Genomic DNA, 14,156 nt, shown 5'->3' on the forward strand with positions numbered 1-14,156 from the left:
CATCGGTTCGCAACGCTGGGCTGCTGGTTCTTAGCGCTTATCTGGGCCTTCCGAACCGTCGAGGTCACCCTGGTTGTCCTCTTGCGAAGCCTCATGGGTCGAGTTGTCTTCTGGGAACTGAGCGATCGCTTGGACGTGGAACATGACACGGTTACCTGGAGATAGTTCCAAGAGCACCTTGTTCTCGTCTTTGAAGGTGTCAACGACCGTGCCGAAGATACCGGCGGTCGTCATAACTTCTGCACCCGGGACGAGCTTAGTCTCACGTTCCTGCTGAGCTTGCTGCATCCGCTTGCGGTTACGGAACATCGTGAAGACCAAGAAAATGACCATGAGGCCCATGATCAAAAGAAGAGGGCTAATACCCCCGGCCTGTCCTTGCTGACCTTCAGCCAAAATCTGCTGCGCGGAGATCACGTGGCATCCTCAATTCACATTATCGATATCGCTGCACACCCTCGCGCGCGCATTGCAGGCGCAAGGAAAACACCGATCTAGCCTAACCTACCCCGGCAAGCAGAAGTAGTAACTGCAAGCTCACGCCGTAACTCTGGGACGGCACTATCGGTTGCTGGAAGACAGAAATAGATAGGCCAATGCTTTCTCCAGCTCGGTCGATTCTTCAGATGAGGCGGGCAGTCCCGCCGGGATCCTGCTCCCCCGAAGGTAGGGCGCCAGGAGCACCCTCCGGCGGAGTCAGGCCTAGGTGCACCCATGCCGCTGGGGTTGCTATTCGTCCGCGTGCGGTTCGGCCGAGGAGGCCTTCGCGCACAAGATAGGGCTCAGCTACTTCCTCGACAGTTTCGGTTTCCTCCCCCACCGAGATCGCAAGTGTTGATAAGCCGACGGGCCCGCCACCGAATTTGGTGCACAACGCTTGCAAAACTGAACGGTCGAGCCGATCCAGTCCACGTTCATCGACGTCATACATGTCCAGGGCCGCTGCGGCTTGAACCGCATCGATCCGCTCGATGCGGTGTACAAGCGACCAGTCCCTGACACGGCGTAGGAGCCGGTTAGCGATACGCGGGGTTCCGCGTGAACGTGAAGCGATCTGCTGATAGCCGTCATCGGTCAAGCTCACATCAAGCATGACTGCCGAGCGCCGCAGAACCATTTCAAGTTCTTCAACCGAATAGAAGTCCAGGTGGCCGGTGAACCCGAATCGGTCACGCAGAGGTCCTGGCAAAAGACCGGCACGCGTGGTCGCACCCACCAGAGTGAACGGAGGAAGATCCAATGGGATAGCTGTGGCACCAGCACCCTTGCCGACCACGATGTCGACGCGAAAGTCTTCCATCGCAAGGTAGAGCATTTCCTCTGCTGGGCGGGCTAGACGGTGGATCTCATCCAGGAATAAAACTTCGCCTTCAGATAGCGAAGAGAGGATCGCAGCCAGGTCCCCTGCGTTTTGGATCGCTGGACCGGAGCTGATGCGTAGCGGTGCTTGCATCTCCGCGGCAACGATCATGGCTAGCGTCGTCTTGCCCAAGCCTGGAGGCCCGGAGAGCAGAACGTGATCGGCAACCCGTTCACGCAGCTTCGAGGATTCAAGTACGAGGGAAAGTTGCTCGCGAACACGTGCTTGGCCCACGAATTCATCGAAGTTCTTGGGCCGCATCGCAGCCTCGAGCGCGCGTTCCTCCGGCTCTCCGGAGGCATCCACCAGACCGCGCGAGGAATCTGATGCCATCTTGCTACGTTCCTCTCCCCTAGCTTCTCAACAGTAGTTTCAAGACCGTTCCGGCATGCTCACGAGCGCACTCCGGTCCCGGCCACTACGCCCCGCAATGCAGCGCGCAACAGCTCTGGAACCGAGGCCCCGGCCAATTCCGGTTGTGCCTTGAGCGTGGCTGCAAGAACCTTCTTAGCTTCCTTCTCAGTCCACCCCAGGCCTGTGAGACCCTCGACCACTTGGGCCTCGGCGGCTTGAGCCAACGCTTCGGCTTCGGTCTGGGCGGCCGGGGCGGCAGTGGCAGTAGCATCCGCCGAGAGCGTCAGCTTGCCCTTGAGTTCAAGGATAATTCGGCTTGCCGATTTAGGGCCCACACCCGAAACGCGGGTCAGCGCTTTCGTGTCTTCGTTCTGAACAGCCGCGGCGAGCTCTTCTGCAGAGTGAACCGCCAAAATAGCTAAACCCAGTTTCGGGCCGATCCCTGAAACGCTCGTGATGATGTCGAAAACGTCCCGGTCACGTGCACTAGTGAAACCGTAGAGAGTCATCGAATCTTCACGCACCACCAAACTCGTTGGAAGAGTGGCTTCTTGACCTACCGTGAGTTCCCCTAACGTCCGCGGAACCGCGTTGACGAGGTAGCCCACTCCGCCCACATCAAGAACCACCGAGTTCAGGTTCAACGTCGTAACGGTGCCTCGAAGCTGAGAAATCATGGGTACGAACAACCTTTCACGGACATAACAGCGCGCCGACGGCACGCCTCACACATAAGAGAGCACCACAAACACGGAGAGTGATACGAGAAGTCTATCCGAATATATCTTCGAACTATCCGTATGTGTGTTAGATACGCCCCGTGTCACAGCGCTCACGAGCCAGCACGGTCAACCACGCGGCTTACGTGCACGCGCCCGCAAAGCAGACTCCGCACGCGCCGCATTATTAGCGGCCTGAGCCTGCGCCTTGAGCCAGGCTCGCTGTGCTGGGGCCACACCACTTTGATTCGATGCTGAAGCCGCCGCCTTGGATGCCGGGTCAGCCCCACGCCACCCGTGAGCCAGAGCGATCGCTATCGCATCGGCCGCATCGGCTGGTTTCGGGGCGGCCGCTAGGCGCAGAATCTTGGTCACCATCCGCCCCACTTGCTGTTTATCAGCCTGGCCGCTACCGGTCACAGCGGCTTTGACCTCAGTCGGGGTGTGCAAGGCAACCGGAATGCCGCGGCGCGCGGCAGCGGCAATGATCACGCCCATCGCCTGGGCGGTCCCCATCACCGTAGAGACGTTCGTGTAAGTGAAGACGCGCTCAATCGCCAAAGCATCAGGCCGGAATTCATCCAGCCACTCATCAATCCGCTCAGAAATCGTGAGCAGACGGTGGTCCAAGGCAACCTCAGACGGGGAACCGATCACCCGCACGTCCTCGAGCGTTGCTGTGCGGTCAGTACCAACAGAAACCAGGGCCAACCCGCAACGGGTCAGCCCTGGATCAACTCCTGCTACGCGCACGCACCAACCACCTCGGAAGCCGTTACGCGAACCGAATGCAACAGTCTCTACTCCTCGCCTAGCGCCTCAATGACCTCAGGCGTCATATCGACATTCGAGTACACGGCCTGCACGTCATCGAGCTCCTCGAGCGCTTCCTCAAGTTTGACGAACGTGCGGGCCGCATCCACATCCAGCTCAACCTTCATCGTCGGCACGTACTCGACTTCATCAGAGCTGTATTCGACACCGGCTTCATCCAGGGCGTGAGCAACTGACTGCAGCTCCGAAGGCTCCGAAACGATGGTGAAAGAATCGCCGACCTTGGTGATCTCCTCGGCATCAACATCAGCCATGAGGACAACCTCCATGAGGGAATCCTCGGTGTGATCAGCCTCAGGGACCACCACGACACCCTTACGGTTGAAAAGGTAGTTGACCGAACCCGGGTCGGCGATCGTGCCACCGTTACGGGTGATCGCCACGCGAGTCTCAGAGGCCGCGCGGTTGCGGTTATCGGTCAGGCAGTGCACCAAGAGAGCCGAGCCCTGCGGACCGCGTGCCTCATACATGATCTCGGTGTAGTCAATGACCTCACCAGTCAGCCCGGCACCACGCTTGATCGCACGGTCGATGTTGTCGTTAGGAACGGAGTTCTTCTTCGCCTTGTTCACGGCGACTTCAAGAGCCGGGTTACCTTCTAGGTCCGGACCACCAGCACGCGCGGCAACCTCGATCTTCTTGATGAACTGCGCGAAAGCTTTCGCACGCTTCGCATCCAACGCAGCTTTCTTGTGCTTGGTTGTCGCCCATTTGGAGTGGCCAGCCATAGTTCTTCCGTCCCTATGTCAGTTAGTTCTAGCGTCAGACCATTCTATAGCCTGCCCTCACCGTAGCGCCGTTACTCGGCATGGCGTCGATGTACTTAGTGTGAAAGAGTCTTTTCATGACTTGTCTTACGGAGCCTAGCGGGCTTGATTACAACTTCCCTGATTTCTCTACCGTGACCCCGGATCTGTTGCGCAGCTCGGTGCGTGCCGGAATCGAGGCTCAAGAGAAAGCCGTCGCGGCCATTGTCAATGATCCGCACGAGGCGGACTTCACCAACACGTTCGAGGCTTTTGAGCTCTCAAGCGAAGCCCTTGATCGTGCAACGGCGGTCGCGTTCCACCTGTTCTCAGCTGATGCCACGGAAGAAATCCAGGCTATCGAGGCTGAAGTTACGGCTATGGTCGCAGCGCATCACGATGCGATGGTGCTCTACCCTGGCCTGTACGCCCGGATGCAGCAGGTCGATGCGGGCGCGCTTGAAGGCGAACAGGCACGCCTCGTTGAGGTCACGATGCGATCCTTCCGCGCGAGCGGCGCGGAACTGGACGCTGAGGGCCAGGAAAAGCTCAAGGCCTTGAACGCGAAGCTCACCGATTTACAGACAGAGTTCGGTCGCCTCGCGATGCAGAACCTCGTGGATGCAGCGCCTGCCCTCACGGAGGCGGAAGCTACGGGCCTCTCCCCTGCCCGACTTGAAGCGACCCGCGCCGCAGCTCAGGCCGCGGGAGCGGAAGGCCACCGTATCTCGCTCGTGTTGCCAACCGTTCAACCTGATGAAGCGATCCTGACCACCGCTGAAGGCCGCAAGAAGTTGCACGAGGCATCGTCTCAGCGTGCATCTGACGGCAAGAGCTCTGCGATCGCCGCGCAGATCGCGGCATTGCGCGTAGAGCGCGCACGCTTGCTCGGTTTTGAGACGCATGCAGAAGAGATTCTGTCTCTGCGGTCGGAAACCTCGGTTTCGGCTATCAACGATCTGTTGGCGCAGTTGGCTAAGCCTGCGCTCGCGAACGCGGCCGCCGAGGATGCGCGGATCGCTGAAGCGCTCGGCCTCGAGCCTCTGTCCCCCGAGGCTCCTGTGGCACCGTGGGATCGCGCACGCGGGCTGAGTCTTGTTGGCTCGCAGTCCGATGGGGTCGACGCGGAACTGTTGCAACAGCACCTTGAACTCGACACAGTTCTGACTGAAGGCGTTTTCCGTGCCGCTGGATTGGTCTATGGGCTGAGGTTCACGGAACGCCACGACCTTCCGCTTCCTCACCCGGATGCCCGGATTTGGGAAGTTTTCGAGGAGAACGGGGATGCCGTCGGGCTGTTCGTGGGCGATTTCTTCGCCCGCGACACCAAGCGTGGTGGGGCATGGATGAATGAGCTTGCCCAAGGTGCTACCGCAACCGGTTCACGCCCGATCATCTGCAATACGCTGAACATCCCTAAGCCAACCGGCGGGAACCCTGCATTGTGCACGTGGGATGAGGTCAACACACTATTCCACGAGTTCGGGCATGCGCTCCACGGCCTGCTGAGTGCCGCACACTACCCTTCTTTGGCGGGCACCAACGTTGGGCGCGACATCGTCGAGTTCCCGTCCCAGGTCAACGAGATGTGGACAGTACACCCCAAGATTCTTCCGCACTACACCAAGCACGCACATACGGGTGAACCGCTTCCTGCCGATCAGATCGAAAAACTCACCGCGACCAGCACGTGGGGCGAAGGCTTCTCGACGAGCGAATACCTCGCCGCATCGATTCTAGACCTCGCGTGGCACCAGCGCACCGGTACCGACGTCGAGGCTGACCCGGCCGGGTTCGAAGACTCAGCATTGCGTGATGCTGGCTTCAACCCGGACTCGATCGAGTCTCGCTACAAGACCGGCTACTTCCAGCACATCTTCGCTGGCGGTTATTCGGCAGGTTACTACTGCTACATCTGGTCCGAGATCCTTGACGCCGATGCGGTCGAATGGTTCAAGGAGCAAGAGGACATCCGTGCCGCTGGCCAGCTGTTCCGTGAGGAGTTCTTGAGCCGCGGTAACACGCGCGACGCACTGGAAAGCTATCGCGCATTCCGTGGACGCGATGCCCGCATCGAGCCTCTGCTTGAACGCCGCGGGCTGAAGGCATAAAAGCCGGCTAGACCAGAGTCGAGAACAAAGAATGGTGTGGGTAGATGCAGAACGTTACGAACTTCATCCACCCACACCATTTCGATATGACGAAGGGCGCGCTTGGCGTGTGTGTGCTACCAGCCGCGGTCTTCGAGGCGGTGGTGCACTGGGATCTCATCTACGTTGAGGCCGACCATTGCTTCGCCGAGACCACGGGATACGTCAGCGATCACCTTCGGGTCGTTGTAGTTGTCGGTCGCCTTGACCACAGCGGCGGCGCGAGCCTCAGGGTTACCGGACTTGAAGATGCCGGAGCCAACGAACACGCCTTCGGCACCGAGCTGCATCATCATGGCTGCGTCTGCTGGGGTTGCGATACCGCCTGCGGTCAACAAGGGCACCGGCAGCTTTCCTTCGCGGGCGACCTCAACGACGAGATCGTAGGGCGCCTGCAGTTCTTTCGCGGCAACGAACAGTTCGTCCTCAGCCATCGAAGTCAGGCGGTTGATTTCCGCGCGGATCTTACGCATGTGGCCGGTCGCGTTCGAGACATCGCCGGTTCCGGCTTCACCTTTGGAGCGGATCATCGCAGCACCCTCGTTGATGCGGCGCAAAGCCTCACCGAGGTTCGTCGCGCCACACACGAATGGTGCCTTGAACGCGAACTTGTCCACGTGGTTCTCGTAGTCAGCTGGGGAAAGAACCTCGGACTCGTCGATGAAGTCGATGTCGAGGGCTTCAAGAACCTGGGCCTCAACGAAGTGCCCGATGCGTACCTTCGCCATCACTGGAATCGATACGGCTTCCTGAATACCAACGATCATGTCAGGATCCGATGCCCGAGAAATACCGCCCTGAGCGCGGATATCGGCAGGTACACGCTCCAAAGCCATGACAGCCTTAGCGCCTGCGGCTTCAGCGATGCGAGCCTGTTCAGGGGTCACGACGTCCATGATGACGCCGCCAGTCAGATGGTCAGCAAGCCCACGACGGACGCGGGAGGCCTGCTGGGACGGTTGAGTGTTCACGCGAACAATACCTTTCGGTCATCGAAATTGAGTGGAAGGGAAAACAACGGCTGGTATCGGCCAAACCCTAGTTCATCGTATCTGTCACACCGTGCACACGCTGAGCGGTTGCGACACATCTGGAAATACGCTGAATAAGAGTCACGACCGAGCCAATACATACAGCTACGACTCCCCCGAACCACCACCACGGATTCAATCCCAGGCCGGTGAAACCGGTGAGGACAAGCACGACAACGAGACGCTCCGAACGCTCCACGAAACCGACCGAAGCATCGAAACCAAGCGATTCAGCCTTAGCCCGCACATAAGAGACGAGCCCACCAAGGCTCAAAAGGGTCAGTGCTGCTGCGCCGAACATCGGGCGCGCGCCACCTGTGAACCACCAGAACGCGAGCGTTCCGAAGATCGTGAAATCCACGAGCCGGTCGAGGGAAGAATCGAGGAAGTTCCCTAGCGCTCGTTCGGTGTGTGAGCGCGGCTGACCTACCCCAGATTCGGCTTGGTTGTCGAGGTGCCGGGCGAGTTGGCCATCGACCATGTCAGAGAAAATGAACAACGTGATGGCAACAGTGCCCCAGAACAGTTGACCCCAACTGTAGAGCGCGACCGCGGACACGGCCGCGCCCACCGAGCCCAGTACCGTGACCAGGTTCGGTGTCGCGCCTACCCGCGCTAGGACTTTCACGAGCGGACGGAACAGAGCCGTGAAAAACCCGCGCGCGTACCGGTCCAACATGCCTAGGTGACCTCGCCCCAGCCTTGCTTCATGAGCCGCAGCGTATCCCCTAACACCACTGGGATCGCTTTGGATTCAGCGATGATCGGGAAGAAGTTCGTGTCCCCACCCCAACGCGGGATCACGTGCTGATGCAGGTGCGCGGCGATACCGGCACCTCCGGCTTGGCCCTGATTCATGCCGAGATTAAAACCGTCAGGGCCCGAAACGTGGGCCAGCACGCGCATCGCTTTCTGGGCAAGCTCGCCCATCTCAGCTGTTTCTTCCGCTGTGATGTCGGTGTACATCGGGACGTGGCGGTACGGGATCACCATCATGTGGCCCGGATTATATGGGTAGAGGTTGAGGTTCACGAAGCAATGTTCGCCTCGATAGACGATGAGTGCGTCTTCATCGCTGCGTTGAGGCCCGGAACAGAACGGGCACGTGTGCTCGTCCTTGACCTGGTCCTGCCCCTTCTCGACGTAGGCCATACGGTACGGGGTCCACAACCGGCCCAGCCGGTCTGGTGCTGAAGCGAGTTCGAAGTCGTCGGTGACCTCGGCATCGTGCTCGGCTTCCGTGTGAGCGGTTGATTGAGGGTTCTCAGTTTCAGGCATGATCGGTGTTGATCCGTTCGCGTACGTGCTTCACGATGCGTTCGATCGCTTCATCGACAGGCACCTGGTTGTCTTGCGAACCGTCACGGTAGCGGAAGGAGACCGCGTTGGCTTCTTGGTCTTCCCCACCTGCGATGAGGGTGAACGGGATCTTCTCCTTGGACGCGTTGCGGATCTTCTTGGGGAACCTGTCGTGGCTGTCATCGAGTTCCGCGCGGATGCCCTCGGCTTTAAGACGCTCGACGATCTCGGTGAGATAGTCGTTGAATACCTCAGCAACAGGGATCGCACGCACCTGAACGGGGGCGAGCCATGCCGGGAACGCACCCGCGTAGTGCTCGGTGAGCACGCCCATGAAGCGTTCAATCGAACCGAATTTGGCGGCGTGGATCATGACTGGTTCCTGCCGGGTTCCGTCAGCTGCCTGATATTCGAGTTCGAAGCGGGCTGGCTGGTTGAAATCGTACTGGACCGTGCCCATCTGCCATGTGCGGCCGATCGCATCTCGCGCCTGGACGGAGATCTTTGGCCCGTAGAACGCCGCCCCACCTGGATCCGGGACGAGCTCAACACCGGTCGAGACAGCGACTTCCTCCAAGATGCGGGTTGCTTCTTCCCACTGTTCTTGAGAACCGATGAACTTATCGGAGTCCTCATCTCGGGTTGAGAGCTCAAGATAGTAATCATCCATACCGAAGTCCCGTAGCAGGGACAGCATGAATTCGATGAGGTGGCGGACCTCTTCCGGTGCTTGTTCCTTGGTCACGTAGGAGTGGGAGTCGTCTTGAGCGAAACCGCGCACGCGGGTCAGCCCGTGGATCACGCCGGACTTTTCGTACCGGTAGACGTGCCCGAACTCGAACAGACGCAGAGGCAGGTCGCGGTAGGAACGGCCCCGTGACTTATAGATGAGGTTGTGCATCGGGCAGTTCATCGCTTTGAGGCGGTATTCCTGACCCGGCTTGGTCACGTTGCCGTCGTCATCGTGCTCGGCGTCCACGGTCAGCGGCGGGAACATCGTGTCCGCGTAGTACGGCAGATGCCCTGAGGTGTGGAAGAGGCCAGCACGTGAGATGTGGGGGGTGCCGACGTAATCGAAGCCTGCGGCCACGTGGCGGTCGCGAACGTAGTCTTCCATTTCGCGTTTGATGATGCCGCCTTTGACGTGGAACACCGGCAGGCCGGAGCCGAGCTCATCCGGGAAGGAGAACAGGTCGAGTTCGGTTCCGAGGCGGCGGTGGTCGCGGCGTTCGGCTTCTGCGAGGCGCTCTTGGTAGTCCTTGAGTTCCTGCTTGGTTGGCCACGCCGTGCCGTAGATACGTTGCAGCTGTTTGTTGTTTTCGTTGCCGAGCCAATATGCTGCCGCGCTACGGGTTAGCGCGAATGCGTTGGAGATGATCTTGGTGTTCGGCAGGTGCGGGCCGCGGCAGAGGTCTCGCCAGATGACTTCGCCGGTCTTGCGGTCGATGTTGTCGTAGAGGGTGATTTCGCCTTCACCGATCTCAACGCTCATGCCTTCGCCCGAGGTTGCGGCTTCATCGGCTTTGGAGAGCAGGATGAGCTTGTATGGCTCGTCTTTGAGTGCTGCGCGTGCTTGTTCAGCGGTGACGGTTTCGCGGCGGAAAGACTGGGTCTGGTTCACGATGCGCAGCATGCGCTTCTCAATAGCCTTGAGGTCTTCCGGGGTGAAGGGTTCATCGACGTCGAAGTCGAAGTAGAAGCCGTCGGTGATGTAGGGGCCGATGCCGAGTTTAGCTTCCGGGTAGAGTTCCTGGACGGCTTGAGCCATGACGTGGGCGGTCGAGTGGCGTAGAACGTTGAGTCCGTCTGGGCTGCTGATGTCCACCGATTCGATGACAGCGTCGGCTGGCACTTCGCGGTGGAGGTCCCACAGTTCACCGTTGACGCGCATCACTACGGTGGTTTTCTGGTCTTTGAACAGGTCGAGTCCAGTTGTTCCCTGTTCCACCTCCCGCGCTTGTCCGTCGATCGTGAGGTTCAGGGAATCAGCCATGGTGGCCCGCCTTTCTTGTTCTATGGCTTTATGGTGAGTGGCATACCGAGGCCACGACCAGCCAATGTCTCATTCTATGGCACTGTTGAGTTTCTATGTCCTTATTCAGTGTGAAGCGCGGCATGTTTGTTTCGTGTATGCGGTGTTTTCGAGGTAGCCGGGTTGCGGTGGGAGTTTTTCGGGTGGGGTTTCGGGTGTGATGGGTTCTTGGAGGTCCCATGCACGGATCGCTTGGATGCTCACGGCTCTCGGGCCGGTGCGGCGTGTGGTGCCTTCTACGAGCATGAGTCGTGATGAGAAAACGATCGGGCCGGCATCGTTTTGCGCTTGGGTGAAGAAGGAAATATCGGCGCAACCGTGCCCGTCATCGAGGCTAATGAAGACGACCCTCTCCCCTGAACGCATCGGCGGGGTTTGAGTTGCCACACGCACCCCAGCGACGAGGACTCGGGTCCCTGAGCGTAGTTCCAGAAGCCGGTTGGATGGGGTTGCGCCGATGGCTTCGAGATAGGAGGCGTGGGCGTCCATGATGTGGCCGCTGATGTCAGCGGCGGTGAGGTCGAGTTCGGTTCGGACGTTTTGGGCTGGTGTCGGATCAGGGATAACCGGTGCTAGCGCCGCGGTTTCAAGGTCCACCCCTAGATCGAGTGCGCCTTGGCCTGGGATGGGTCGGTCTTTGTGCGCGCGTTGTGGTGTGTTGCGTTGGGTTTCGAGGTGGTGAATGAGGTCGGCTCTGCCTCCTCTACCGGGTGTCAGGAAACGGTCGAGTGCTCCGAGTTGGGCTAACCGGACCATGCTGGCTTTAGTGATGCGGGCGCGGGAACGAACGTCTGCGACTGATGTGTAGGGGGCGTTGGCGCTTAAGCGTTGGGCTTCAGGGGTGCTGAGTCCGCTGACCAGTGTCCAGGACATGCGGATGCCAAGATCTCCGCGCACCCGATACCCGGGTACTGGTTCACTCGGTGTTTGGGCGTGTTCGGGGATGCGTTCAAGCTTGAAGGATGTACTCGAGGCGTTGACATCCAGCGGGAGTAGCGGGATACCGAGCCGGCGGGCTTCTGCGATGAGCAGCCTTTGCGGGTACATGCCCGGGTCGTGTTCGAATAGTGCGGCCATGAACGCTTCTGGGTGGTGGGTTTTCAGCCACGCGGATTGATATGTGGGGATGGCGAACGCGGCTCCGTGGGCTTTGCAGAATCCGAAGGAGCCGAAAGCGGCCAGGATGGACCATACTTCATCGATGACGTCGACCGAATACCCTTTCGTGAGCGCATCGCGCCTGAACGTTTTTTCGAAGACCGGTTCCCGCTCAGGGTTGCCGATCCAGCGCCGGTACACGTCAGCACGTGCGAGCCCGCACCCTGTCATGAGGTCGATGATGCGCAGGACTTGTTCGTGGAACACCACAACCCCGTGGGTTTCTTTCAAGATCGGGGCGAGATCCGGGTGCGGGACTTCCGTGTGCCGGAATCCGTGACGTTGTTCCAGGAACGGTTTGACCATGTCTGATTGCATCGGGCCTGGACGGAACAGGGAAATGTCGATGATGAGGTCGTTGAGTTCAGTCGGGGCGAGCTTCCCGATGAGTTCCCGCTGGCCTGGGGATTCGATTTGGAAAACCCCCAGCGTGTTGGTTGTCCGGATCATCTGGAAAGTGGCTTCATCATCGAACGGAATCCGGTCTAAATAGACCGAATCCGTTACCCCGTGTATCCGTTTGATTTCTTCGAGGGTGTAGGCGATTGCTGACTGCATCCGGACCCCGAGCACATCGAGTTTGATGAGCCCCATGTGGTCCATGTCGTGTTTATCGAATTGGCTCATAGCCAGCCCCATACCGGAGGGCTGGACCGGGGTCCGGTCTAATAAGGAACTGTCTGAAAGGATCACCCCGCACGGGTGCATTGAGATGTGGCGAGGCAACCGGTCAAGCCGCTCTGTGAGATCGACGAGTAAGTCCCACCGGTTGTTACCGGTTTGGCGTTCAGCTTCAAGCCGGTGCGCGAGCGGGGCGAGCTCCGGCATTTTCGCAACCGCGTCCCGCACGTTCGAGGCGTTCAGCCGCCACAGGCTCTTAGCTGCTCGGTCGATATCGTCGCTTTCCATGCCGAGCGCATAGCCTGCATCGCGGACCGCTCCCCTTGCCCTGTAGGCGTTCTGCATCGACATGAGCGTGGTGCGGTCTTCACCGAAGCGTTTGAACAGTTCCCTATAGACCGCGTGACGTTGAGCGGATTCAACATCCACATCGATATCCGGCAGGTTTGCTCGTTCCCGTGAGAGGAAACGTTCAAAGATCAGGTCATGTTCAAGCGGGTTCACATGCGATATCCCTAAGAGGTACACCACAAGGCTCGATGCGCCTGAGCCTCGCGCGGCGGCCCTGACCCCCATGCCGTGGATGATGTCGGTAGCCGCGGCGACGGTGAGGAAATAGCTTGCAAACCCGAGCTCTTCGATGATGCCCAGTTCATGCTCCAGGACGTCCAGGGCACGCTGACGCATCCGTTCAGCGCGCGCCGGTGAATGATGCAGAACAGCTTCGCCGCCTGGAGCGAATAACCGTTCGAGGCTCGCCAGGCACCGTTGCCGTAATTCAAGCATCGGGTTGTGCCTAATCCCGATCACGTGCGCCTCAGGAACAACCGGGGTTCCCCAGCCCATATGTTTGACCGGATCAAGCGCGCTCAGAGACGCACACCGTTGCGTTGAGCGCAGCAACTGCTCGGCCCCCTGGGACCCTAGCCCCGCGGCCGAGGCCAGCTCGGCAGCCACCTCGTGCATCTGGGCGCTTGGCTTGAGCCATCCTTGCCCGTTGACTTGCGGGCTCTCACCGCGGGCAGCGCTCACCGCGGGAACGGTGCCTTTCGGTGCGGTAACAGAACCTAGTGGGCTCATCAGGCGCACCGCGTCCACAACATCGGCGGTGGCGGCGCCGTCCGGGGTCGCATACCGCACCGCGTTCGTCACAACCGCTTCCATACGGCTTTCGCGGGCGGCTTTCCACATCCGTAGAGCATGCGCGTGGCTACAGCGCTGCCCGGGCCGGGACATGTGGCTCACCAGTTCTATAAACAACGCATCGGTATGGAGTGTGTCCTGCCATGCTTTAAGCCGGCGCCGCATGTGCGCATAGCGGCGACGATACGCGGCATGGCCCACATCCGAGTCAGGCCCTAGGAGCACACTGAGGCGTACATAGCCATCGGGCCCGAGTACTGCTTGGCGCACATCAAGCCGGCTCACCCCCACAATCCCGTGGGCTTCTCTCCCCCGCTGATGCGCTACCGACACGAGCCGAACCAGCGCCGAATACCCCTCCGAGGAACCACGGGCGAGCACAACAATCCGACCTGCAACGCTCACCTCGCCGGCACTGTTCACCCCAGCTGCGGTGCTCGCCCCGCCTACGATATTTTCTTCGTCTGCGATGCTCGCGCCAGAAACGCTCGTGCTTTCGAGCAGAGCAAGATCTACGCCCAGAATCGGGGTGACCCCATGCTCGATGCACGCCGCAACATGTTTGATAGCCCCGTATAGCCCGTCGCGGTCAGTGCACGCTAGAGCCCAAGCACCATCAGCTGCAGCCTGTTCCACTAACTTCTCTGGCCGGTCAACCCCGTAGTGGGCGCTATACGCGGTAGAAACATGCAGATGCGGGAAACCCACT

11 protein-coding genes are annotated in these 14,156 nt (G+C 59.7%); 1 reads left to right on the top strand and 10 read right to left on the bottom strand.

Annotation, left to right across the window (positions count from 1 at the left end; all coding sequences use genetic code 11):
- Positions 1–30: 30 nt before the first annotated feature.
- The 5 genes from yajC to MHJ63_RS02960 all read right to left on the bottom strand — a co-directional run bounded on the left by yajC (position 31) and on the right by MHJ63_RS02960 (position 3,995).
- Positions 31–417, bottom strand: a complete 387-nt coding sequence (gene yajC, locus MHJ63_RS02940; RefSeq protein WP_052048308.1) for a preprotein translocase subunit YajC — start codon at positions 415–417, stop codon at positions 31–33.
- Between the two features lie 205 nt (positions 418–622).
- Complete coding sequence (ruvB, locus tag MHJ63_RS02945) at positions 623–1,693, bottom strand: Holliday junction branch migration DNA helicase RuvB (protein ID WP_052048307.1); 1,071 nt, start codon at positions 1,691–1,693, stop codon at positions 623–625.
- 59 nt (positions 1,694–1,752) lie between these two features.
- A complete protein-coding gene (gene ruvA / locus MHJ63_RS02950; protein ID WP_239446143.1) occupies positions 1,753–2,391 on the bottom strand; it encodes a Holliday junction branch migration protein RuvA in 639 nt (212 codons plus the stop codon).
- Between the two features lie 171 nt (positions 2,392–2,562).
- Entirely contained in the window at positions 2,563–3,186 is a 624-nt protein-coding gene (gene ruvC / locus MHJ63_RS02955; RefSeq protein ID WP_052048306.1) for a crossover junction endodeoxyribonuclease RuvC, read from the bottom strand.
- Positions 3,187–3,233: 47 nt separating this feature from the next.
- On the bottom strand, positions 3,234–3,995 hold the full coding sequence (locus tag MHJ63_RS02960; RefSeq protein WP_035755130.1) for a YebC/PmpR family DNA-binding transcriptional regulator: 762 nt from the start codon (positions 3,993–3,995) through the stop codon (positions 3,234–3,236).
- 116 nt (positions 3,996–4,111) lie between these two features.
- On the opposite strand from MHJ63_RS02960, the gene MHJ63_RS02965 reads away from it, so the two are divergent.
- Positions 4,112–6,124: a M3 family metallopeptidase gene (locus MHJ63_RS02965; protein ID WP_239446144.1), complete on the top strand. Its 2,013-nt coding sequence runs from the start codon at positions 4,112–4,114 to the stop codon at positions 6,122–6,124.
- 116 nt (positions 6,125–6,240) lie between these two features.
- On the opposite strand, the gene pdxS is transcribed toward MHJ63_RS02965, so the two are convergent.
- The 5 genes from pdxS to dnaE all read right to left on the bottom strand — a co-directional run bounded on the left by pdxS (position 6,241) and on the right by dnaE (position 14,155).
- Positions 6,241–7,134, bottom strand: a complete 894-nt coding sequence (gene pdxS / locus MHJ63_RS02970; protein ID WP_239446145.1) for a pyridoxal 5'-phosphate synthase lyase subunit PdxS — start codon at positions 7,132–7,134, stop codon at positions 6,241–6,243.
- A 67-nt stretch (positions 7,135–7,201) separates the two neighbouring features.
- Positions 7,202–7,873 carry a phosphatidylinositol phosphate synthase gene (gene pgsA, locus MHJ63_RS02975; protein WP_035755123.1) on the bottom strand — a complete coding sequence of 224 codons (672 nt, stop codon included), beginning with the start codon at positions 7,871–7,873 and terminating at the stop codon, positions 7,202–7,204.
- Positions 7,874–7,875: 2 nt separating this feature from the next.
- On the bottom strand, positions 7,876–8,472 hold the full coding sequence (locus MHJ63_RS02980; protein WP_035755121.1) for an HIT family protein: 597 nt from the start codon (positions 8,470–8,472) through the stop codon (positions 7,876–7,878).
- Complete coding sequence (gene thrS / locus MHJ63_RS02985; RefSeq protein WP_035755119.1) at positions 8,465–10,486, bottom strand: threonine--tRNA ligase; 2,022 nt, start codon at positions 10,484–10,486, stop codon at positions 8,465–8,467. Before thrS ends, MHJ63_RS02980 begins: the two co-directional genes overlap by 8 nt.
- A gap of 105 nt (positions 10,487–10,591) precedes the next feature.
- Positions 10,592–14,155, bottom strand: coding sequence for a DNA polymerase III subunit alpha (dnaE, locus tag MHJ63_RS02990; protein ID WP_239446146.1), 3,564 nt, complete (start codon positions 14,153–14,155; stop codon positions 10,592–10,594).
- Position 14,156: the final 1 nt, after the last annotated feature.

Origin of the sequence: Pseudoglutamicibacter albus (assembly GCF_022346425.1) — a bacterium.
Classification (GTDB): domain Bacteria; phylum Actinomycetota; class Actinomycetes; order Actinomycetales; family Micrococcaceae; genus Pseudoglutamicibacter; species Pseudoglutamicibacter albus.